This window comes from Streptomyces platensis (assembly GCF_008704855.1).
GTDB lineage: Bacteria > Actinomycetota > Actinomycetes > Streptomycetales > Streptomycetaceae > Streptomyces > Streptomyces platensis.
In genome coordinates, this window is record NZ_CP023691.1 from 4,846,690 (window position 1) to 4,870,477 (window position 23,788).

Annotated in this window: 10 protein-coding genes, 1 tRNA gene and 4 pseudogenes; 6 read left to right on the plus strand and 9 right to left on the minus strand. The window is 69.5% G+C overall.

Annotated features, from left to right (window positions below):
• Positions 1 to 91 precede the first annotated feature (91 nt).
• From tmk to CP981_RS21540, 4 genes are all read left to right on the plus strand, one after another.
• Positions 92 to 3,493 (plus strand): dTMP kinase, encoded by a 3,402-nt coding sequence (gene tmk, locus CP981_RS21525; protein ID WP_085923248.1) that lies wholly within the window; start codon positions 92 to 94, stop codon positions 3,491 to 3,493.
• Between the two features lie 236 nt (positions 3,494 to 3,729).
• Entirely contained in the window at positions 3,730 to 4,980 is a 1,251-nt protein-coding gene (locus tag CP981_RS21530) for a DNA polymerase III subunit delta' (RefSeq protein ID WP_085923249.1), read from the plus strand.
• 347 nt (positions 4,981 to 5,327) lie between these two features.
• Positions 5,328 to 6,917 carry an alpha/beta hydrolase gene (locus CP981_RS21535; RefSeq protein WP_085923250.1) on the plus strand — a complete coding sequence of 530 codons (1,590 nt, stop codon included), beginning with the start codon at positions 5,328 to 5,330 and terminating at the stop codon, positions 6,915 to 6,917.
• A gap of 102 nt (positions 6,918 to 7,019) precedes the next feature.
• A tRNA-Thr gene (locus tag CP981_RS21540) sits at positions 7,020 to 7,093 on the plus strand.
• A 129-nt stretch (positions 7,094 to 7,222) separates the two neighbouring features.
• Here CP981_RS21540 and CP981_RS21545 read toward each other — a convergent pair.
• Positions 7,223 to 8,277, minus strand: a pseudogene (locus CP981_RS21545) (tyrosine-type recombinase/integrase); the annotation flags it as partial.
• A 494-nt stretch (positions 8,278 to 8,771) separates the two neighbouring features.
• Here CP981_RS21545 and CP981_RS21550 point away from each other — a divergent pair.
• Positions 8,772 to 9,596 (plus strand): hypothetical protein, encoded by an 825-nt coding sequence (locus CP981_RS21550; RefSeq protein WP_244329735.1) that lies wholly within the window; start codon positions 8,772 to 8,774, stop codon positions 9,594 to 9,596.
• A gap of 71 nt (positions 9,597 to 9,667) precedes the next feature.
• Here the strand turns inward: CP981_RS21550 and CP981_RS21555 are convergent.
• The 3 genes and pseudogenes from CP981_RS21555 to CP981_RS37810 all read right to left on the minus strand — a co-directional run.
• A pseudogene (locus tag CP981_RS21555) lies at positions 9,668 to 10,132 on the minus strand (aldo/keto reductase); the annotation flags it as partial.
• A pseudogene (locus tag CP981_RS21560) lies at positions 10,066 to 10,260 on the minus strand (JmjC domain-containing protein); the annotation flags it as partial. The pseudogenes CP981_RS21555 and CP981_RS21560, both read right to left, overlap by 67 nt.
• A 55-nt stretch (positions 10,261 to 10,315) precedes the next feature.
• Positions 10,316 to 10,468 (minus strand): hypothetical protein, encoded by a 153-nt coding sequence (locus CP981_RS37810; protein WP_167536026.1) that lies wholly within the window; start codon positions 10,466 to 10,468, stop codon positions 10,316 to 10,318.
• On the opposite strand from CP981_RS37810, the pseudogene CP981_RS21565 reads away from it, so the two are divergent.
• A pseudogene (locus CP981_RS21565) lies at positions 10,460 to 10,993 on the plus strand (ATP-binding protein). The gene CP981_RS37810 and the pseudogene CP981_RS21565 overlap by 9 nt on opposite strands.
• A gap of 116 nt (positions 10,994 to 11,109) precedes the next feature.
• Here CP981_RS21565 and drmB read toward each other — a convergent pair.
• From drmB to CP981_RS21590, 5 genes are all read right to left on the minus strand, one after another.
• Positions 11,110 to 12,975, minus strand: coding sequence for a DUF1998 domain-containing protein (drmB, locus tag CP981_RS21570; protein ID WP_085923252.1), 1,866 nt, complete (start codon positions 12,973 to 12,975; stop codon positions 11,110 to 11,112).
• Positions 12,972 to 16,229 carry a helicase-related protein gene (locus tag CP981_RS21575; RefSeq protein ID WP_085923253.1) on the minus strand — a complete coding sequence of 1,086 codons (3,258 nt, stop codon included), beginning with the start codon at positions 16,227 to 16,229 and terminating at the stop codon, positions 12,972 to 12,974. The genes drmB and CP981_RS21575 overlap by 4 nt, the downstream gene beginning before the upstream one ends.
• Entirely contained in the window at positions 16,226 to 18,127 is a 1,902-nt protein-coding gene (locus CP981_RS21580) for a UvrD-helicase domain-containing protein (RefSeq protein ID WP_085923254.1), read from the minus strand. Before CP981_RS21580 ends, CP981_RS21575 begins: the two co-directional genes overlap by 4 nt.
• Positions 18,124 to 22,887: a DEAD/DEAH box helicase gene (locus CP981_RS21585; RefSeq protein WP_085923255.1), complete on the minus strand. Its 4,764-nt coding sequence runs from the start codon at positions 22,885 to 22,887 to the stop codon at positions 18,124 to 18,126. The genes CP981_RS21580 and CP981_RS21585 overlap by 4 nt, the downstream gene beginning before the upstream one ends.
• Positions 22,888 to 23,078: 191 nt before the next feature.
• Entirely contained in the window at positions 23,079 to 23,291 is a 213-nt protein-coding gene (locus CP981_RS21590; RefSeq protein ID WP_085923256.1) for a hypothetical protein, read from the minus strand.
• Between the last annotated feature and the right edge of the window lie 497 nt (positions 23,292 to 23,788).

Below are 23,788 nucleotides of genomic sequence, written 5' to 3' on the forward strand. Positions count from 1 at the left end.
AAGGGCGGGCAAGGCGGACACGTTCCGTCGTGCCCGCCCATTTGTTCGGGCAGGCGCTCGACGCCCCGTGCCGTATCGATAGGCTGGCGAGATGACGCGTGCCGAGCAGCCAACGGTCGTGACCCCCACTTCAGGCGCCCTAGCGGCGGATTCCCGCGAGCGCGCCGTGCGAGCCCTGCTCCGCTTCCCCCCACTGAAGCGGCTGTGGAGCGCCCAATTTGTCGGGGGCATCGGCGATGCCCTGTCCATGCTTGTCCTCGTACTGCTCGCCCTACAGGCGGCGCTGTACGTCCCCCTGGGCGGCGAGGCCGCCTTCGGCGGCGGTTATCGGGGAGCCGCCCTCGCGGTCACCGTGGTCTTCGCGGCCCGGATGCTGGCGATGCTGCTCTTCGGAGCCGTCCTGCTGGGCCCGCTGTCCGCGCTGACTTCTCCCGCTGCTCGACGCGCGGGGGGACCCCCATCCGCCGGACCGCTGGACCGGCGCTGGACGATGATCGGCGCGGATGTGCTGCGGCTCGCGCTGCTGGTCATCGCCCCCCTCTGGATCGACTGGACGCCGGACAACGCGCTGGCCTGGCTCCTGGTCACGGTCTTCGTCACCGGCGTCGCCGAACGCTTCTGGACCGTCGCGCGGGAGAGCGCCGCACCCGGACTGCTGCCCACCCCGCCCCCTGAGGGCGCCACGGTCCGCCCGCTGCCCGACAACATGGACGCCCTGCGCCGCCTCTCGCTGCGCACCAGCTTCGTCTCGCTGCCGATCGCGGCCGCCGCCCTGGTGGTCGGCACGCTCGTCAGCAAGCTGCTGGGCACCGGCATCGACTGGTTCCGCTTCCACCAGGCCGCGCTCGGCTCCTATGTGGCCGCCGGACTCTTCGCGGCCTCCGTATCGATCCTCTACTTCATCGAGTTCCCCGGTGTGCCGACGCCGCGGCCGCGCTCCCCTCTGGAGGGACTGCGCCGCCCCAAGGCCGCAGGAGCGGCCGCCGGACAGCCGGCCCAGGGCGAGAAGGCGGAGAACGGCACCGCCCGGCCGGCCGCCGACAAGGGCCGCACGGGCGCGATCCCGCTGCTGGTGACCGCCTGCGCCGCGGTGGCCGCGGCCCTCGCCGCCGCGGTCTCGCTCGCCGTCCTGCACGGCTATGACCTGAGCGGCGGCCCGGCCGCCTACGCGCTGCTGGTGCTCGCGCTGACCGGCGGTACGGCCGTCGGCATCCGCGGCGCCCACCGGGTGCTGCCCACGCTCTCCCGGCGCCGGCTGCTCGCCCTCGCGGTGGCCGCCACCGGCCTCGCGCTGCTGGCCATGGGGCTGGTCCCGGACCAGACGACGGTGCTGCTGCTCGCCCTGCTGGCCGGTATCAGTGCCGGGATCGCCGCCAATACGGGGCACGTGCTCCTGGACCAGGAGTCCGAGGAGCCCCGTGCCGCCCGTACGACCGAGCATCTGCACGCCGTCGTCCGGCTCTCCATCGCCGTGGCCGCCATCGTCGCGCCGCTGCTCGCGGCCGTCATCGGCCCGCACCACCTCGGCGACGGTGCCTTCAACTTCGCGTACGGCGGCGCCGCCTACACCCTGATGCTGGCCGGTGCGCTGCTGCTGCCGGTCGCCGCGCTGGTGCTCGGCAAGGTCGACGACCGGCAGGGCGTACCGCTGCGGAGCGATCTGTGGGAGGCGCTGCGCGGCGGCGACCCGGCGCAGGCGCCCGCCCCCACCGGCTTCTTCATCGCCCTGGAAGGCGGCGACGGCGCCGGTAAGTCCACTCAGGTCGAGGCGCTCGCGGAGTGGATCCGCGGCAAGGGCCACGAGGTCGTGGTGACCCGCGAGCCGGGCGCCACCGCCATCGGCAAGCGGCTGCGCTCGATCATCCTGGACGTCTCGACGTCCGGGCTCTCGGACCGTGCCGAGGCGCTGATGTTCGCCGCCGACCGGGCCGAGCACGTCAACAGCGTCATCCGGCCGGCCCTGGAGCGCGGCGCGGTCGTCATCACCGACCGGTACATCGACTCCTCGGTCGCCTACCAGGGCGCCGGGCGCAACCTCGCCCCCACGGAGATCGCCCGGATCTCGCGCTGGGCCACGGACGGCCTGGTGCCGCATCTGACGGTGCTGCTCGACGTCTCCCCGGAGACCGCGCGGGAACGCTTCACCGAGGCACCGGACCGGCTGGAGTCCGAGCCCGCCGCCTTCCACGAGCGGGTACGGTCCGGCTTCCTGACACTGGCCGCCGCCGACCCCGCCCGCTATCTGGTCGTCGACGCCGGCCAGGAACCGGAAGCCGTCACCACCGTCGTTCGGCACCGTCTCGACCAGGTGCTCCCGCTGTCCGAGGCCGAGGTCCAGGCGCAGGCCGAGGCCCGTAAGGCCGCCGAGGAAGAGGCCCGCCGCAAGGCCGAGGAGGAAGCGGCGCGCAAGGCGGAGGAGGAGCGCCTGGAGCGTGAGCGCCAGGAGCAGCTGGCCAAGCTCCGCGCCGAGGAGGAAGAGCGCAAGCGCCGCGAGGCCGAGGAGGCCAGGGCGCGCGAGGAGGCCCGCCAGGCCGAGGAGGCCCGGAAGCGCGCCGAGGAGGCCCGGCAGGCCGCGGAGGCGGAGCGGGCCCGCCGCGAGGCCGAGGAACGCGCCCGCCAGGCCGAGCAGGAGCGGCTGCGCAAGCAGCACGAGGAAGAGGCGCGGCTGCGCAAGGAGGCCGAGGAGCGCCGCCTGGAGAAGCAGCGCAAGGCCGAGGCGGCACTGGTGCGCGCCGAGGAGGCGCGGAAGGCGGCCGCCGAGGCGGCTGCGGCGGCGGAGGCCAAGGCCGCGGCCGAGGCGGCGGAGTCGGCCGACGCGCCCACGGCGGAGACCTACGTCGCGGACCTGCGGAAGCGGCTGGGCGGCACGTCCGACGACGCCTCCACGTCCGGCTCGGACGGCGAGCGGACCGAGGAGTCACTGCCGCGCCCCGGAACGCCGGGCGGCGCGGGCTCCGGTGCGGCGGACGAGACGGCGGTGCTGCCTCCGGTACGGGACGCGCAAGACCCCTGGCACGGCCTGGACACCGGCGCGGACCCGGAGGAGACGGCCGTGCTGCCGCCCGTACGGGACGCCGAGGAGACGGCCGTGCTGCCGCCCGTACGGGACGCCGAGGAGACCGCCGTACTGCCGCCCGTACGGGGCGGCGAGGCACGACGTGAGCACGAGCGGAGCGGTGACCCCGCCGACCGGGTGCCGCCGTGGATGTTCCGCAAGGAGACGCCGGACGCGGCGGCCGGGAGGAATAGCGCGGCGTCCGCCCCCGCGGAGTCGCGCGCCGAGCGCACCCGCGAACTCCCGCAGATCGATCCGGAGACCGGCCACCCCGTCGAGATCCCGCAGCGCGCCCGCCGCCGCCCCGAATGGGCGGAGGAGACCCCGCTGGATGATCTGCCCACGCTCGCCGACGAGCTGCTGGGCCCGCGCGGGGACGAGGACGCGGACGGCAGGGGCGAGAACGGCCGTCGCGGCGGCCAGGGACGGCGCGGCTAGCCGGCCGGGACGCCCTCGTACGAACGGCCGTGGCCGCAGCTTCCCCGCTGCGGCCACGGCCGTTTTCCACGTCCGGAGGGCGCCGTACGGACGCCCTGCGCCGGCTTCCGGATTCGTTTGTCAGTGGGTTGCACCACAATGGGTCGGGCGCGGAGCACTGCGCGGTGTGCGGGGCCGGGCACACCCGCACTTCGCGCGGCACGGCAGACGGAACGGCACAGGAACGGCGGACAGCGATGGCGGTATGGGACGACGTGGTCGGCCAGGACCGGGTGACGGCGCAGCTGGCCGCGGCCGCGCGCGATGCGGACGCCCTGATCTCCGCGGAGCGGGCGGGGCGGGAGCCCGCGCGCGGTGAGCAGCCGGAGCCGCCGTCCGCGGACCCCGGCGGCGCCTCCCAGATGACGCACGCCTGGCTGTTCACGGGCCCGCCCGGCTCCGGCCGCTCCACCGCGGCCCGCGCCTTCGCGGCCGCCCTTCAGTGCGTCAGCCCGGACCGCGCTCTCGGCGCCGGACCCGGCTGCGGCTTCTGCGACGGCTGCCACACGGCCCTGATCGGCACCCACGCCGATGTCGAGATCGTCCGTACGGACCTGCTGTCCATCGGCGTCAAGGAGACCCGCGACCTGGTCCGCCGGTCCTCGCTCTCCCCGTCCGGCGGCCGCTGGCAGGTGATCGTCCTGGAGGACGCCGACCGCCTCACCGAAGGCGCCGGAAACGTCCTCCTCAAGGCCGTCGAGGAGCCCGCGCCCCGTACGGTCTGGCTGCTCTGCGCCCCCTCCGTGGAGGACGTCCTCCCCACCATCCGCTCGCGCTGCCGCCTGCTCTCGCTGCGTACGCCACCGGTCGACGCGGTCGCCGACGTCCTCGTCCGGCGGGACGGCATCGAGCCGGACGCCGCCGGCCGGGCCGCCCGCGCCACCCAGGGGCACATCGGCCGGGCCCGCCGCCTCGCCACCGACGAGCGCGCCCGCGCCCGCCGGGCGGCCGTACTCAAACTCCCGCTCCGCGTCGACGACATCGGCGGCTGCCTCAAGGCCGCCCAGGAGCTGATCGACGCCGCGGGGGAGGACGCCAAGCAGGTCGCCGAGGAGGTCGACACCAAGGAGACCGAAGAACTGCGCGCCGCCCTCGGCGCCGCGGCCGGCACCAACGGGCGGCTGCCGCGCGGCACGGCTGGCGCCATGAAGGAACTCCAGGACAAGCAGAAGCGCCGCTCGACCCGTACCCAGCGCGACAGCCTCGACCTGGCCCTGGTGGACCTCACCGGCTTCTACCGCGACGTCCTCGCCCTCCAGATGGGTGCCTCGGTACCCCTCGCCAACGACGAGGTCCGCGACAGCCTCCAGCGCATCGCCACCGCCTCGACCCCCGAACGCACCCTCCGCCGGATAGAAGCCGTCATCGCCTGCCGCGAGGCCCTGGACCGCAATGTGGCCCCCCTCCTCGCGGTCGAGGCGATGACGGTGACTCTCCGGGCGGGCTGACCCCCCACCACCCATGGCGCCGGGGTCCGCCGGGCGCCCGACCTCCACCCGCGGCAGCGGCTCCCGCCGCCCGCCCGACCTCCACCCGCGGCAGCGGCTCCGCCGGCTGCTCCGACCCGTCACCCAGCCAAGGCGCCGGCCCCGCCGCCCGCCCGACCGTTCACACCAGGAGCCGCACACACCACGTTCTCATCCGGATACGCTCCGTGCGGAAGTGTTGCCGATCACCCGCCACACCGCCGCCGTCCGCCAGTACGTACAGGCTCCACCGCACCCCACCCCAAGGACCGACACCGCACTCCAGACTCCACCCCACGCTCCAGGGACCGAGACCAAGGGACCGCCCAATGGCCACCAGCCGCCTGCTCCGCACCTCTGCCGCCGTCCTCGCGGCCACCGCTCTGCTGATCTCCGGCTGCTCCTCGGGGAGTTCGTCCCCCGACGGCCAGGCATCCCCGGGCCGCGGAACGGCGGCCGGCGCCCAGCGCCCCGCCGAGAACGCCTCCCTCGCGCCCCTCCCGGCCGCCACCCCGGCCGCCCTTCGCCCGTATTACGACCAGAAGCTGAGCTGGCATCCCTGTGGGGTGGCGGGCTTCGAGTGCGCCACGATGAAGGCGCCCCTCGACTACGCCAAGCCCAGTGCGGACACCGACCTCAAGCTCGCGGTGGCCCGCAGGAAGGCGACCGGCCCCGGTAGCAAGATCGGCTCCCTCCAGGTCAATCCGGGCGGCCCCGGCGCTTCGGCGATCGACTACCTCCAGCAGTACGCGCCCCAGCCCGCCGCGGTCCGCGCGCGCTACGACATGGTGGCGATGGACCCCCGCGGCGTGGGCCGCAGCGAACCGGTCGAGTGCCTGACCGGCAAGCAGATGGACCGCTACACCCAGACCGATGTGACCCCGGACTCACCGGCCGAGGTCAACAAGCTCACCAGCGCCTACCGCAGCTTCGCCAAGGGCTGCGCCGCCCGCGCCGGCCAACTGCTCCGCCATGTCTCCACCATCGAGGCCGCCCGCGACATGGACGTGCTGCGCGCCGTCCTGGGCGACAAGAAGATCACCTTCGTGGGCGCCTCCTACGGCACCTTCCTCGGCGCGACCAACGCCGGCCTCTACCCCTCCCGCGTCGGCCGGATGGTCCTGGACGGCGCGATGAACCCGGAGATCGACTCCCGCACCATCAACCTCAACCAGGCCGCCGGCTTCGACACCGCGTTCAGGGCGTTCGCCGCGGACTGCATCAAGCACGAGGACTGCCCGCTCGGCACCAAGAGCGTCGACGACGCCGGCCGCCGGCTCTCCGCCCTCTTCAAGAAGCTGGACGCCCATCCGGTGGCCACGGGCGAGGAGCGCAAGCTCACCGAATCCCTCGCGACCACGGGCGTCGTCGCCGCCATGTACGACCAGCGCGCCTGGCCCATCCTGCGCGAGTACCTCGCCCAGGCCGAGGCGGGCAACGGCCGCGGCCTGCTCACGCTCTCCGACAGCTACTACGAGCGCGACCCGAACGGCGCCTACGCCAACCAGATGTACGCCAACCCCGCCGTCAACTGCCTCGACCTCGCCTCCGCCTTCACCAGCCCCGCGCAGGTCCGCGCCGCCCTGCCCAGCTTCCGCAAGGCCTCCCCGGTCTTCGGCGAAAACTTCGCCTGGGCCGCCCTGAACTGCGCGTACTGGCCGGTCAAGCCCGCCGGCACGACCCAGCACATCGAGGCCAAGGGCGCCGCCCCGATCCTCGTCGTCGGCACCACCCGCGACCCGGCCACCCCCTACATCTGGGCCAAGGCCCTGGCCTCCCAGCTCTCCAGCGCCACCCTCCTCACCTACGAGGGCGACGGCCACACCGCCTACGGCCGCGGCAGCACCTGCATCGACAAGACGATCAACGACTACCTCCTCCACGGCACCGTCCCCCCCAAGGGCAAACACTGCAAGTGACCCACACCACACCCGCCCCGCGCTCCCCCGCCCACCCCTGACCAGCTCATAATCCGGTGACAGAGCACCCCTCCACGATGTGTAGACTGGGCCGCGCACCAAGCCGCCTTAGCTCAGTTGGCCAGAGCAACGCACTCGTAATGCGTAGGTCTCGGGTTCGAATCCCGAAGGCGGCTCTGCGAAACCCCAGGACTCACTCGCCGTGACCTGGGGTTTTGTGTTGCTCGGGGCATGACGCGTCACACGGCCAGTGGTGCCGTGGGATGGATTGCGTGAGCGATGCGTGAGCGGGGGCGCTCAGAGACCTACTTCGTGGGCTTCCGGAGCTTGGCCTTCTTGTCGGCCTTGGGCTGGGCTTTCGCCTTGTTCTTCGGTTTGCCTCCCCTGCCCTTACCGGCGTTCTTCGCCGCGGCCTTCTTGGTCTTCTCCTTCTTCGCGGCCTTTCGGGCTGCCTTCTCCGCCTCGGCCTTGCGTTGAAGCGGCACCAGCTTCGCCGTCGCCTCGGCGGCGCTCTTGCCGACCTGGGGCAGGACGCTCTGGTAGATGTCGCGCGTGATGCGGGTGTCGCTGTGCCCGAGCGTGTCCGACACGATCTTGATGTCGATGCCGGCGGCCAGCATGAGGGTGGCCGCGCCGTGACGCAGATCGTGCAGCCGGATCGGCGGGAGGCCGGAGGCGGCAACGAGGCGCTCGAAGAGGTCGGTCACCTTGCTGGGGTGCAGCCCGGAGCCGTCCTCCTGGGTGAAGACAAGGCCCATTCCATCCAGGCCGAGCCCCACTCATTACGGTCCGCATCCTGCCGTTCGCGGTGCTGCTTCAGGACGTTGACGGTGTCCTCATCGAGCGCGATCACGCGGTATCCGCTGCCGGTCTTGGGGTCGGAGGCCTCGACCTCCCAACCGTCCTGCACGAGGTGCGAGGAGACCGTGAGGGCGTGGGTGTCGAGGTTCGTCTCCGACCACTGCTATCCGCACGCCTCACCACGGCGCAGGGCACGGAAGGCGATCAGGTGTCACATTGCGTACAGCCGGTCGTCGGCGACGAAGTCGAGGAAGGAGCCGGTCGGTTGCGGCGTCCAGACCATCACGGGCGACGGCCTCTCGCCCGTCTGCTCCCACTTGGCGACCACGTCCGACCACACCAGGGCCTTCGGTTTGCGTACGGGGGCGATCTCGACGTGGGCGGTCGGGTTGAACGTGATGATCTGCTGCTCGATCGCGTCGTTCAGAGCCGCGCGGAGCGTGGCCTTGATGTGCAGGCGGATGGCGGGCCCGGTGACGCGGCGGAAGGGCGGCATCGCGTCGATAGCGTCCTTCATCGCCTTGCGGCAGGCACGGTTCTGGTCGAACTCTTCCCAAGGCGCCCTCCCCTTGGAGTTAGCGCCTCCGTGACCCCATCTCTCACGAGGGTGGAGGTAAAGCGGTGCGATGTGCCTCCGCTCCGGAAGGAGGCCGCATCGAGGCGCCTTTCGCTTCGTGACTGGGCTGCTCGGGAACCTACGAGGGCGTTCCTGCGCCAACGGCAGTGGATACCGCCGAAGGCCCGGGGATGTCCTAGGGCGGCGCATCTATGGTCGGCGCGCTGTCCGAGCCAGAAGCCCGGCTGCCGGAGTCGTCCAGCGGTCCAGATCCCAGCCTTATCGTCGACCGTGATGCTGGCCCGATTCGGCTCCAGGAGGTTGAGCGATGCCAGCAGTACGCCGCCCCCGTGCACCACGATGGCGGCGACCCTTATCGCACATCGACCTTCTGCCGTGTATGTCATGTCTTAATTGCATTGACCGAGATCGTCTTGGGCTCCGGTGCTACGGTCGCCCGCATGACGCTCTAGGCACCTTCGGCGCGCCCCGTCGACTTGCGAGGCGAACCGGTTGACAACGTTCTCGATCACGTAGCGCGATCCCTTCAAGTCGAGTTGGACCGGGACACGGTGGTACACAAGCGCCGCTCGGTCGGAGCGCGGACGGACCGGCATACGTGGATCCGTATCGAGCGGCGAGGGCTCGACAAAATCGGCGTGCCGGGCTGGAACGGCACCGAGTGCGCTGCGCGTCTGGAAGGCATTGCGCAGCCCGTCTGGCGGGGGTGTGTGGTGTGGCGAGAAGCGGACGAACCCGTGATGTGGCGGGTCGATGAGACCGAGCTCTTGCCGAGTACGCCCATCGGCAACGCGATCCTCAGCGAGGACCCGAAGCTGCGAGACACGTGGTGGCAGGCGTTCAACGCTTCCCTGGACGCGCTTGCCGAACAGGACACGAGCCGCGTCGCCACTCCCGACACCGTCACCATTACGCAGGCTCTCGTCACCGAAGCCATTCGCAGCATCTCTCCGTCCCACGATTTCGATACGACCGTCCAGAGCTGGGTGCCCGCCCACGCGGATCTGCACTGGGCCAACATGACCGCGCCGACCTTCTGCCTCTTCGACCGGGAGGACCGGGGCGGCGCGCCGCGAGGGCTGGACTCGGCTTCGCTGTGGGGAAGTTCCCTCGCCGTTCCGGCTCTGGCCGATCGCGTATGGCGAGAACGAAGGCGCGACTTCGAGAGCCGGGGCGGCAAGCTGATGACGCTGTTCGTCTGCTCGAAGATCCTGGGGCCGAACGCGCACCCGGAGGACCCCCGTCTCACGCCCACTCGCCGTGTGGCGGAGCGGATCGTCTCGGAGCTTCAGGTGGGCTGATCGCGCAATCGGGCACGAAGGAGGTTCCGGTACTCCTCGATTGCTCGCTCGTCGACCTGGCCTGCCAGAGCGTCGATCAGGCTAGGCAGCGGTGACGGATTCCAGGACGCGACGCCCCAGGCGCCGCACAGCCCGCTCGACGTGGCTTCCTCAAGGGCGGCGCATGCCTGGGCCAGGGCATCACGGCTATGAGCGGCGCCTTCGTGAAGCGAGTGTTCCGGGTTGTGCAGGAACACCAGATCCGGCTCGCGCCCAAGCTCCCGGATTGCCTGCTCCACGGCCCCGTACAGCCGCCGGGGAGCCAGTGAGTGGTCCGCCCCGTCCGGCGCCGGAAAGTAACCCACCTTCGTGGACAGCCGGAACTTCGGCAGGAGATCGCCGGCTGTCCGAGCCAGGACCTGATGGGAGCGGAAACCGAGGTAGTTCGTGCTGGTGTCGATGGTGGTGACACCGAGGTCCAGTGCTCCGGTCAGGAGACGGCGTTCGTGACGAGACCGGTGTAGCCCGAGGACAACTCGGGGGTCAGCGTCGCGCATATCTCCTCCTTCAGGAGGCTCTCGGCTACCTCCGCCACATCCGCTCCGACAACGGCTGCTGCCTGCTCCACCAGGACTGGCTTGCCGCTCAGCAGGAGACGCAGTGCAGGCACAGCCTTGGTCGTGAGGGGGTCGCACACGGCGCCACACTCGACCTGCTGCCCGTCACCGCACCGGCCGCGCTCAGGGCCAGCCGGCCGAGACGATGGTGGACTGCTGTTCCGGGACGAGTTCCTCAACCACCGCGGCCTGGTCGAGTTCATGTACGTCTACTGGCGACTGGTCACCGAGGTCGCCGATGCCTGCGGGAGGGAGGCCGCCTGGCGGGTGGCTCAACTCTGTGTCACCGAACTCGTGTCAAACATGATCACTCACGTCGGCCGGGGCACTCCGGCGACGCTGGCCGTTTCATGAGCGGCACTCGCCTTCGTATCGAGGTCCACGATCCGGACGCGAGAGCCTCACCGGTTCTCGTCGAGACTACCGATGATGCCGAGACGGGGGCGCGGCATGGCACTCGTCGCCGCCCACTCGGACCGGTGGGGCGTTCAGCTTCTGGCCGAGCGCAAGGTCACCTGGGTGGAACTCGCGACCGGTCTGAGCACCCCGCACGGTCACAGCCGGAACGTGCATTTCTCAAGGGCCGAAAACGCCATCGGCTGCTACGAAGTTCGGCAGCCTGTACGTCCGGCCACGTCGAACAGGTTGATGACCACCGTCGCCGAGACGACGGCGGCCGAGGTCAACGCTGACCTCCTTCATTGGCTCCGGGTGCACGGCCATGACGCGGACGAGGTCCTCGACCGCGCCCAGTTGCGCTTCGAGCTGGACGCAGGACGTATTGCGAAGTGCGCGACTTGACGCTCCGGGCTGCGCTCTCCCGACTTTCGGAGCCGTTGAGGCAGTTTCTCTGGCTCCGAAACCGGGAGAACGGCACGTGTCGGATCACCATCGGTGCCATTGCGGATGATTCGACGTCACTGCCCCAGGACGCCCTCGAAGTACCCGAGTCGAGGGTCGTCGGGGGTACCGACGAGCAGGGCGCGGTCGAGCAGGATGTTGTTGTGCTCGCAACTCGTCTCCGGGAGCATGACGCAGGCGTGGCAGGCCGCCAGGTTGATTCCGCCGGCACCGGACGCCTCGGTCTCCATACAGAGCGGGTCCGAGGAACACCACTCGGCACGGTGGACGGCCGAACGCACCGTACGACCGAGAGTCTCCGGTTCACCTTGGGCGACCAGACCACCCAGGCTGCCCGCCGAGTCGCTCGTCGCCGTGTAGACGAGTACGCCGGCCATGTCGTCGGCGGCGTACAGGCGCTCGCGCAGGGCCGCGGCGGGGTAACCCGCCTCCAGGCTCCACTCGTTGATGAGGACGTGGGCCAGCGTGTGCAGCAGCACCATGCGAGGGGTAGCGGGGGAGGGTACGACCCTGCTCGGGTCATTGGCCCGCTGCTCGAGCACCCGCTGGTGGGCGGTACGCATCCGCTCGACCCGGGCTGCCACCGCCACACTCTTTTCCCAGGCGCCGAGTCGGTCCTCGTCCAATCGGAGGAAGACTCCCTCACCCCGTACCTCCATGGCCGGGAGCCAGCGCAGGGGACGTTCCGACAGCGGCATCTCCGTGGAGTCGGTCGTCGATTCGGCGTCGACGAGCCGGGTGAACGCCTTCAGGGCGCGCACCTCGCGAAGCTTCTTGACCAGCATCGGGCCCGTGACGCCGAGCGGGTCGAGCACGCTCTGGTCGCCCAGCGGGTTCTCACAGACGAACTGCTCGTTGCGGGAGTGCTCGCTCTCGTCGTTGCCCGCGCGGAGACGCTCGTACTCCTTGTTGCGCAGCGCGCGGTAGCGGTGGTCGAAGGTGGGGGCCGACTCGCTGTCGGGTTCCTCCGCGCGCTCCGCGTCGAGGAGCGCCATCACCTCGTCCAGGGGTACCGGACACTTTCCCTTGAAAGCGCCTTTGAGATAGATCTCGACTTGCTCGCGTGCGTCGTACTCACGGAGCGCTGCCCAGTGTTCGGCGAGCGGATCCGAGCGGCCGTCGCTCCACGGCGGGATGGAGAGCGCCGACTTCAGCACCGGCTGCCACAATGCCGACGAACCTCGCTGAAGTGTGCGCAGAGGGAGCCCGCACTCCTGAGTGGGGACGGACGCACCGAGCCACGGGCGGGTTCCTTGACACTTGAGGCCCAGGTCCCTGAGTGCGCTCCTGCGGAAGGCACCCTCCATCGAGACCTCGGGAGCTTGCCCACAGGCGCAGGAGACGAGGATGGAGCGGAGCGCGGAGGTGCGTCCGGACGTGCGCATCTTGAGCTTCCCATCGCACTGTGCCGCCCTCGTGGCACCACGGTCCGTGGAGCGGTGCACCCACTGCCAGTACGGGAACTCGCCGAGGTGTCCGGCCTCGCAGGCGACGACGAAACGGGAGGGGACCAGGTCGACCTCGCACGTGCCGCAGACGCTTCGCCCGGCAGGCGGGTTGAAGTCGCGGTGCCGTTGCAGGTCATTGCACTCGGGGCAGAAGTGCATCAAGGGGAATCGTCGGACCCGGAGACCGTCCTTGCTGGTGTCGTCGGAAGCGGGCGGCAGCCGGAAGTAGTCGACGTCGAGCACTCGGGCCAGGCGCCGTTCATGGATCCTTGGGGACTCATCATGGCTCCAGCTCTGCTCGGCCTCATCGAGTCCCGAGACGATGAAGGACTCGTGGTCGACCGCGATGAGCGACCCGACGCCGTACGTGGTGATCGCCTGGGCACGGCGGACCGCACCACGCCGCGGCAGGTTGTGGGCGGGCGCGGCGCCGTTCGCGCCGGTCCGGCGACGGCGGGCGGGAGGTGGGGTCATCGGGTTCCCTCCATGAACAGGGCGGTCTCGGCATCGACGTCGCGCAGGCTCCACAACGTGGACCATGCCTCGGCGTCCTGGGACGCGTCGTCGTACGCTTTTAGAAGCGAAGGGGTACGACTGCCCCTCTGAGGTTCGAACAGCAGGCCGTTGTGGATGTCGGCCTCGGCGCACCACCACTCGACGAACTCGTCGAAGGCCAGCGACACGGCGCCGGTCTCCTCCCTGGTGACCGCCTCCACGCGCCGCAGGAGGATCGACTTGATGCGTCCCCGGAGCACGTGTTCGTACGACTCGACCTGGCCGGCGCCCTCATTGGGCCGAGCGGCCGGGATCATGATGCGGGCGAGGGCGACGATCACCGCGTGCAGGCCCCGGTCACGGGCCCGGGCGGAGAACGGGGTGACGGAGGTGGACTCGACCTCGCGGTACAGGGCCGAGTGGAAATGCTGGAAGCTCTCGTAGTGGGAACGGTCGCGGGCCCGGCTCGAGTTGAGCATGACCGCGACCAGCCCGGGGTGCGCGCGGCCGACACGGCTGGTGGCCTGGATGTACTCGGCGGTCGTCTGCGGCTGGCCCATCACGGCCATGAGGCCGAGGCGGTCCACGTCCACGCCGACCGCGATCATGTTGGTGGCCAGGAGGACGTCCACGGTGTCATCGTCGGGTCGCCGCTTTTCGATGCCCTTGAGGCGAGCGGGGATCTCGCTGGCGTCGATTCGACTTGTCAGCTCCGAGTAGTTGGCGACCGAGCGGACTTCCACCCCCTCCCGCTCGGCGAGCATCTCCAGATAGGCCACCACGTCGTCATGGACCTGGAGTTCGGCCGCGGACAGCAGCCGGAGGCTGTTGAAGTAGCCGACGAGACTCCAGTACGCGTCGCGCACCTCGTCCTCCGTCTTCGCCTGCTTGGCCCGGTGCAGCAGGGTGGCGTACGTGCGGATGAGGAGGGTTGACTGGCTTGTGCCGGGGGCCAGGAGGCCGACGTAGCGGCGGCTCGCCTTTTCCTCGCGCGGGGTCTCCACGGCGAACCACGAGTCGCGGGCGTCCAGACCGGCGGGCGGGAACTGCCGCACTTCGCGAGCGAAGAGGTGGCGGCCCTGATCGGCGGCGCGACGAATGGTCGCCGTGGAGGCGATCACCTTGGGCTGGTCGGCGAGCGCGTCCACCGCGGTCTCGTAGAGGCCGGTGAGCGTGCCCAACGGCCCGGAGATCAGGTGGAGTTCGTCCTGGACGATCAGCTCCGGGGGTGGGGTGCCGCCCTCCGGGGCGTCGTCGCGGTTGAAGAGCGCGGAGGTCGCCGGACGCCACGGCATCGACGCGAACTTGTCGACAGTGGCGATCACCAGAGTCGGCCGTGCGTCGTACACCGCCTCGTCGATCAGATGGACGGGCAGGCCGTCGGCGAAGTCGCAGTCCGCGCCGGGGCATCGGACATGCATCCGCCTGGCGTCCTCGTCGACTTCGTAGTTCCGTGCGTCGAGGCGGGTCCCGCACCAGGGGCAGGCGTGTAGCTGGACGGGATTCTCGGTCGCGAGGCGCTTGTCGAGGTTCTTCCGCAGCTCGTCGAGCTTCAGGCCTGCCACAGCCAGCGTGTTGGGGGTGGCCGAACGTCCCACCCACATGCCGACGGAGAACTCCTCATGGCCCAACTCGGGCGTCCGGCGCCGCATGCGCTCCATGGCGCAGAGCAGGATCGTCGCGCGCTCGAACTGCTGGAGGGTGAGCAACCGCAGCGTGTAGCGCATGAGGACGGTGACACCGCCACCGTCCGCACCCTTGCGGATGCGACGCAGGAACGATGTGAGGGCGATCAGCCCGAGGTAGGCCTCCGTCTTGCCACCACCGGTGGGGAACCACAGCAGGTCGGAGATCTGCCGGTCGTGGTGGTCGCGGTCGTCGATGCCGGCCAGGCAGAGCAGCACGAACGCGATCTGAAAGGGGCGCCAGCGGCCGGCGGCCAGGTCGGGGGCCCCGACGCGTCCGTCCTTCACCCACTTGCTTCGGGCACGCTGTTCTGCCATGGCGCGGTTCGCGAGACGGAACGCGTGCATGAGATCGGGCTTGGTCCGCAGCAGCTCGATGCCCTCACAGATTCGGTCGAGCGCCTCGCGGCAGGCCGTCACCTGATCCCGCGCGGGCTTCTCGTGGGGGCCGCCCGTCAGGGCGTCTGCCTCGACCGACTTGCTGTCGATCCAGTGCTCGTATCCCGTGGCGAGTCCTTCCAGAGCGGCCAGGACCTCGGCATCGGACTGCTCGGCCAGCCCCAGCATGGACAGCGTCGAACTGTCGATCTCCGGGTTGGAGTCGGTGAGCAGCACCTCCACGGTGGGCACGAACTGACTCCGTACCTCGGGGACGGCGGGCGTTTCGGCTTCGGTCATACCGATCGGCTGCGGAGTCCAGTCCCACTCGGCGGCGCAGCCGTGGCCGACCGCGAAGGTCGGGGCGTGGCGGTGCAGCAACCGGCTCGTGGCGATCTCCGGGTCATGGCCGGCCGCCGGGGCGGGACGCTCGACGAACGCGGTGGAGCCGTCGGCGGCCCGGACCGTCAGACCGCACTGGAACAGCGAGAAGGCGTCCTGGAGATCCCATTCTCCGACCTTCTGGCTGTTGATCAACGTGACCGTGACCGTGACCGTGCCGGTGTTCGGATCGAGACGCCGGACGTTGACGTGCAACGAGGCTTCCGGGGCGAGCTCGATCGCCTTCTTCGGATCCGGCTCGGTCACGTCGATGGTCCGGTCAGGGAGGGCGAGTTCCTTGCGCCGCCACCGCTCCCGCTGGTCGGCGGTGGTACGGGCCTCGGCACGGCGGGCCGGGACGCGCCTGCCATCGACGTCGGTGGGCTCGTAGACGGCCGCGTGGGCCGAGACCACGATCGAACTGCTTATGTCCGGGCGGACCGCGAAGGTGAGACCCATCGAGGAGGGGCGCCTGTCCCCCGAGGCGCCGACCTCCTGCGCGGTGCCGGACTCCTCGACGTCGTCGCGGGTGAGCAGAGGGGCGGCGTCCAGTCCTTGCTGTTCTCCAACGTCGTCGTCCTGCTGCGCTTTTGCGGCCCTGTCCGCGGCACGCGGATACAGCACGCCGGTCAGGTAGCGGTCGATCGGCGCGTCCTGGGTGAGTACCTCGTCCCGATCGTCCGGCATAGCGTCCTCGGCGGGGCCGAGGAGCTCACGGCGGAGTCCCACGAGGAGTTCCTCGTCCCTGACCCGGTAATGCTCGGAGTGTCGGCCTGCCACCTGCGTCATGCGCGCTGCTCCTCGTAGTCGTCGGCTCTCCGGTACCGGCCGATGCCGGTGATCCGCGGGGCGATCCACACGCCTCGCTCACCGAGACCGGCGTTGGCGCCGGCGGCGGTGCTGCCCGTCACGGTCTCCAGGGTGTCGATCCGCAGGCCATGGATCTCGTCGGGCCACCAAGGGTCCCAGGTGCGGTTCACCTTCTGCACCTGGAACAACTCCTCACGAAACCTTCGCGACGCCTCGCCGATCTCCCGCCCTTCGTGCACCAGGGCGTACGGCGGGCTCTCGGTCTCGCCCATCGGCAGATCGTGGCGCCTGCGCAGCAGCACCTCCTGGCCGGGACGGACCTGTTCCAGGAGATAGGCCTGGGTGGCTGCGGCGTCCGTCTCCTGGCCGGGCGGGTCGTCCCGGTCCACGTCGCCCGGCTCGGCGACGATCCCGTACCTGTCGTACGACCGCCACGATCCGAGGTAGCGACGCCCGTTGCGTTGACTCCCCGCCCTTCTGAAGAGCGGCAGTTCGGGAGGGGACACGTGGTACAGGTCCTGGCGGGCACGTGTCATCGCCACGTAGAGCGCGCGGGCTTCTGCGGGCAGGTCCAGCTCGTCCTGGTACCGCTTGTGGAGTTCGGCGAGGCTCGGTGGTGTCAGGACGATCACCCGGTCGAACTCCAGACCCTTGGCCCGGTGCACCGTCGAGACGACGATGCGGGCCATCTCCGGGTCGGCCGCCTCGTCGGGGAATCCGCCCTGGGCGACCAGCCGGCGCAACCGGTCCAGATCGAGTACACCGCGTCCCGCTCCGCGCGCGGCCCGACGCAGCACCGTCCACAGGGCGGCGTCGGGTTCGTACGGGAGAGGGATTTCCGTGAGGAGCGCACGAAACCGTTCCTCGGTGAGGACGTTCGCCTCCGTGCGGCGCAGCAACTCGGCCACCCAGTACGGCACCGGGCGCTCCTCCAACGGGCGCCGCAGCCGGTGATCGATACCGTGTGCGTGCAGCAGGCCGGAGACCACGAGGGCCTGCTGGTTGTCACGGGTGAGGACGGCGCAAGTGTCGGAGAGGTCCCGCAGGCTGGTCAGGGTGAGCTCGTCGTCCAGGCCGCCTATGCCGTTCGCCGGGTCCAGGAGGAGGTCGCGCAGTTCGTCGTAGAGCGTTCCCGCCTCGTCCGGATCGCTCAGTTGCTGGAGACGGGGGCCGAGCGCCAGTGCGACTCGGGCCTCGGCGGTCGTGGCCCGGAAGTTCCGGGTGAGGTGCAGCTCCACCAAGTCGTCGGGGTAGGAGCAGCGCAGCCAGTCGAAGAACCGGCCGGTCTCGTCGGTGCGTTCGCTCACGTCCTCGATCTGGAAGCCGTACACGGACTGGGCCGCGTCGCCGACGACGGTGAAACCGCAACTGTCCTGGTACCGGTCGAGAAGCGTCTCCACCAACTCGCGTCGCCCGCCCAGCAGGTCCTGCACCTCGTCGATCAGGACATGGGCGGGCGGGACCGCGTCGCCGATCTCCAGCGCGCCCTTCTCGATCGCGCGGGTCGCGGCGGCGATCCGTTCGTCGAAGCCGACCGCTCCCCACTCGCCGTCCGGATGCGCCTGGTGGAGCACCTCGTAGGCCCACGCGTCGAAGGTACGGGCGCGTACTCGGTGGGCTCGTTCCCCGTGCCGGGAGATCCGTTCGCGCAGCTCCCGGGCGGCGGCCCGGGAGAAGGTCAGCACCAGGATCTCGGCGGCCTCCAGCGCCTGCTCGGGGTCCTCGTGACCGCACAGCGCGTCGAGCCGGCGTACCAAGGTGTGGGTCTTTCCGGCACCAGCGCCCGCGCTGACCAGGACACGAGCGTCCCAGGGCTGCTCGACCACGGCCAGTTGCTCTTCGGTGAGCGGGGGGCTGTCCTGGTAGACGTCGGTCACTTCCGGCTCCAGAGGTGCTCGAACTGGGTGAAGGCGAGGTGCGTGTCGAAGTTGGCGATGTTGTCGCTGACGTTGAGGATCAGACAGCTGTCCTTGCCGCCGTTCCGCCGTCCGCGCAGTCCGCGACCGATCATCTGCTGGTACACGTTGGTGCTGTAGACCGGCCTGGCCACGACCACGGCACGAGTGGCCGGAGCGTCGAATCCCTGGGTGAGGACACCGTAGTTGGTGAGGACCCGGATGCGTTCGCGTCGGAAGTTCTCGATGCGATTGCGACGGTCCTGCGTGCTGGTCGTCGAGTCCACGGCGGCGGAGGGGACACCCCGGTCGTTGAGCATGGCGGCCAGGTATTTGGCGTGATCCACGGAGGTGGCGAAGAGCAACGTCGGCCAGTCGTCCGGAAGTTCGGCCACTGAGTCGACGATGCGTCGACTGCGAGCGTGATCGTCGGCGAGCCGCTGTTCGGCGGAGCGGGAGAGCATGGCCATGCGATCGGCGTGTGTCTTCTCGTCCCGTGTGAGTTCGATGCGACCGCCCTCAAGGGTGCGGTGCTCGACCTGGGCGAGCATCCCCCAGCCCTGGAGGTCGCGATACGGGTCGCCCGACGGGAAGACTCCTTCGTCGAGTCGCCGATTGCCGAAGCGGCTGACCAGGCGGCGGGTCTCCTCCTCGTTGGTGTTCCGAAACGGGGTGGCGGTCAGGCCGAGCAGATGCCGTCCGGTCTCGTATTGGGTGAGTCCCAACTGGCCGAGGATCTCGGTGTATCGCTTGGAGATGGCGGTGTGAGCCTCGTCCACGATCACCAATGCTGCCTGGCGCAGCCAGGTGTACTGGTCGGTGCCCAGGCAGCGTTCCAGCTTGGCGTCGGTGGCGACCACCAGGTGAGGGTGGTCGACGATGTTCCCGACCTCGTTGGTGCTCCACAGCCTGCTGATGGTGAGCGGGCGTTCGGCGCCGACCTTGCTCCACACGAACTTCCAGCTCTGAACGGCCTGTTCGCACAATTCCTCGGTCTGCGCGATCCACAGCAGTGGACCCTTGAGGTCGCCGACTCGCTTCACCCAGCGGATCACGGCCTCGGCGGTGACCCGGGTCTTGCCGGCGCCGGTCGGCAGCGACAGCATGCCGCGCTGCGGCGCCAGTCGGTCGAGCATGGTGGAGATGTTCCGGACCAAGTCCTCCTGGTACTCGTGGAGACTCGGGAAGTCCCGAGGGCCCTCGACGGTCTCGAACGGCGGCGGGGACGGAGTCCTCGAACCGGCGAACGCGACCGGCAGCCTCAGCTCCGAGACGAACGCGATGGCCGCAGACGAACCTCCGTAGGCGACCGGGGCGTTGGGGAAGCGCGCCTGGATGTCCCGGGCATGCTGCTGGAGTACACCGTCACCGTGCGCGTTGAACGCCATCTGCGCGATACGACGCCCGGACGGCTCCCCCCCGTCGGTCGATTGCAGTTCGGCCTCCATCAGTCCCTCGGGGAGGCCGGTCCGGAGCGCGTCGGCACCGACCAGCAGTTCGATCTTGGCCACCACGTCCTCGGCCTCGCGAACTGCCTTCTGTGCCGCCTTCAGCTCGCTGTCCCGGGCCATACGGTCCTGGTGCTCCAGCACCGCACGGCAACCGGCAGCGCCGAGGCCCAGGCCGAGTTCGCGGTCGATCAGGCGCAGCATCGGCTCGGGGTCCAGAGGAAGTCGGACCTTGACGGTGCTGTCCTGGCGCACGGCGTCCAAGGGGGAGGCGTGCGTGCCGTTGGGCGTACGGGTGACCTCTTCCAGTTCGCTGCACCGTTGCACCATGCTGTTCCGGTTCCCGCTGTTCAGACGCTGCCGCAGGGCAGGGAACAGCTCGACCAGCGGCACGGGGTCGCCCTCCGGTACTTCACGCGTCTCCAGGCTGATCACGTCGGCGTAGCGGAGCATGCCCCACTTCTCGATCATCAGCTCGGCGTCGTCGGCGGTCGGTACGAGCAGCGCCGGGAGCTGCTCGGCGCGCAGCGCCTGGTACTGAGCGGCTCCCACGGCGACGGTGATCTCACCGTCGGGCCGGGTTCCCCAGGCGTCGCCGATCCTGCAACGGGTCAGGGAGTCCTCGGGGAAGTCCGCACCGAACCGGGTCAGCATCACGTAGGTCGCGCCCACGAAGGAGTCGTCCTCGCTGCGGGTCACCTCGTCGAGGAGCGTGTCCCATTGGTCGGCGGGAACATCGTCGACGGTGGTCGGGAGTCGCAGCCTGCGGGCCTTCTCGGGAGAGATGTCGGCGACCGGCAGCACATCTCGGTAGCCGGCGAGCTGAGGGCCGACGGCCTCCTTGAGTGGCTTGATCCCCTGGGAGGTGGCGATCGTGCCGAACTTCCTCAGGATCCACCGGATCGGCGAGGGCACGGCCTGTCGGGTGTTGGTCTGTGCGCCGATCTGGCGCGTCCAGTTGTCCACCACGGCGTCGTCGGGCAGCACTTTCAGGAAGGCGGCGCGGGATTCCTCGGAGAGGGCGCGGAAGAGGTGGAGCGGGCCGCCGATAGCGGCGCCCTCGACCTTCATCCGGTTCAGTGCGGGGCGCGGGGCGCGACTGTCCAGGCCGCGCAGGTAGGCGGCGTGGAGGGCTTCGCGGTACTCCACGAACCACCCTTCGTCCTCCTGGGGGCGGACCCCACCGGACGGCCGTTCCCGCAGGCCGACCTGCGAGAAGAAGGGGGTGTCGTCGGAGTGGAACGCCATGTCGACAGCGATGCTCGGGTCGCGCTTCGCATCGGCCACGACACCCGGCAGCATGCAGTCCTCGACCGGCCGGAACCGACCGTCGGCGGTCCGCACCCGGAGCGTCGAGCGCGGAGTGGGCACCCTCTCCAGGACTTTGTGAGCCAGCCGACGCACCCCCGCCTGACGGAACAGCTCCCAGAACCGCTCCCAGTCCGAGTCGCTGTAGTGGCCGAAGCCCTGATCGAGGATGCTGACGAACCGGCCCTCGACATCGGCCTCTCGGATGCCCAGGACGTTGAGCGCGTGAGCCAGCGATGGGTCCTGGGCGAGCTCGTCGACCACGTACACCAGGGCCTCGCGTAGGCCGCCCTGGTCGGCACGGCGGAACACCTTGCCGTGCACGGGTGCGACGAGACCGTGCTCCTCGGTGAGCACGATGTGGGCCTTGCGGGCCTCCTCGGCATAGGGAGAGCGGTTCTCGATCATTTCCGCGAGGATGCGAACGGCCGTCGCCGACGCCTCGGGGGTGCCGCTCTCGACCAGAGCCTCCAGCCATTCCCGGACATCAGTCCGCTCATGCCCGGCCGCGCTGATGATGTGCTCGACCTTTCCGGAGCGCAGGGCGTCCGCCTCGGCACTCGGATGAAGCCAGTTCGAGGGGCGTCCGGGGCACTCATGCCACATCCGCAGCCAACTGGACAGTTTTTTCAGGTCCCTGTCGAGGCGCGGGTGGATCCTCAGCGCCGTCGGGATGCGCAGGACGCCGTCCTGGTCGGGCAGCGACGGACGGTCCGCGGTGCGGGCCCAGATCTCCCGGGTCAGGAACTCGTCGGCCCAGCTGATCGCCTCCTTGACTCGGCCGGGCAGCAGGGGGAGATAGGCGGCAGGGTCCTCCTCGGGTGCAAGGGCTGGGAGGGAGTCGACGACCAGCTTCGCCGACACCCGGATCATCTCTTGGTTGAAGGGAGAGGAGTCGAGGAGATTCTGACGGTCCTCGTTCGTCTTCCAGGCGCCGTTGAGGATGCCGCTCAGCGACATCTCGTACTTGGTCGGGAAGAAGGACCAGAACTTGCCGCGTCCGCGCGAGCGCGGGCTGACGTACAGACCGCTCTCCGGGTCCTTCTCCAGGGCGGGGACGCCCCAGGCGAGGTCGAGCGAGAGCCGGCCATGCAGTTCTCCGGCGTCCGCGCGGGCGCTCGGACCGGGTTCGTGGGTGGTGGTGAACACGCGCCACCGTTCGGTGGCGACGGCTTTCCCGGTCCGCTCCTCGACCACGGTGTGCAGGTCGCCGGTCTGCTGGGCCGTCAGTGTCCGACGGGCCATGGGCCGTGGCCGGCGGTCCTCCAGCACGACCTTCGCGACGTGCGGCGAGAAGAGCTGGAAGCCGACCGGGAATTCCTCTCGGGGCTCACCGTGGTTCTTGGCACGTCCGCCGTGCATGTCCCTGCCCAGCCGGTCATCCGCCTTCGGGAGCAGGGGCAGACGAACGACGGTGGTGGCCCAGTTCAGCAGCTCGTTCAGGACGTGATCGGAAGCGCGCTCGGCCTGCACGTCCAGAGGTCGGGCCATCCGCAGCACGGGGGCGTCGAACTCAGGGCCGTAGCGCGCCGTCACGCCGGGCACGGCCCTGATCTGCTCGTACGACCAGGCGCGGGCGAATCCGAAACTTCCGGTGCTGCTGAAGAATTCCGGTTCGTCGGTCACCACGAGAACCGATTTGACGCCCACCCCGAAACGCCCGATCTGGCCGCCACGCTTCTTCGACATGCTCATTCGGAGAATTGTCTCCGCGCCTTCCGGGGTCACCGGATTACCCTCGTTCGCGCAGTACAAGTGGGTTTCCGTGAGGACGACATGAACTCGCCCACCCGACTCGTCGGCCATTTCATCTGCCGCGTTCTGAACGAGCTCGAAAAGCTGACGATCGCCATATCCGCCCTGGGTGATACGGCGTTCGCCATTGGCGTGCTCGGCTACGAGACCGGGGTCCACGGCGTAAGTCTGCAGGACACGCGAGGACTGTTCGAGAACGGTTTGAACAACCGAAGAGGACGATGACGGCACTGCTTCTGCGCTCCTGGGTGTCAAGATCCGGACGAAAGAGAGAACGGCGGGCCGGCCACCGGCGCGTCGGCCGGCCCGTGTTCGTCGTGGCGCTGGGCGTTATTTTCCACAGTGCCTTCGTGAAGCGGAGGGTTCACGGTGAAGTCGCCGGTTGTTGCGAGACCGAGACTTCGGGCCCGTGACGTGCTGAATCAGACCGGGGGAGCGGTCCCGTCCGGAACGTCCGACAGCCCCTGGGCCACCTTCGCCAGGACGGGGAACCTGTTGATGAACGCCTCCTCGGACAGGTCGTGTTCGTGAAGAATCTCCAGAACCTCGACCTTGCTTTCCGCCGTCTTAATTGCCAGCTCGAATGCGCTCGACTCCCGAAGTGAGTCCAACGATTCACTGTCCTGCTCATTCATCTGGTCTACCCCTGTTCGGTCGCATCCTGCAGCTGCACAGGGGTGTATTCGGGCACACGTCCCCCGTGTGAAACGAAATAGATAAATCGAGGCCTTGGGTGAGACTTCATTCCCCCGAATTAAGCTAGCGAATGGAGGTCTCGTGCAGCCAGTCCTTTTCGGAAGGCTTTTCTCCGTAGGGCTCTGTAGAGGTGTCGGCTGGGCGTAGGGTCGGAATTTGGGCAGAGTTCTCCCCGGTCGCCCGGCCTTCCCGATTTCGGGTTTCGCGAGCGAGATGGGGTCCCCATCGTCGACGAACGTATCCGGTATTCGCTCCAACGCGCAACCTGAACTCCCTCCCATTTAAAGGGAGTTGGCCGCTCCGCTTGTGGAAGTGCCGTACACGGGGCGGAGGTTGCTCATTTCAGGCAAGTTGGACACCGGACTTGAGTGGTCTGAGTGATCGAGCTCGATCAACTGTTGGTTGACGCTTCGGTACTTGTCAAATTAGCCTCGTG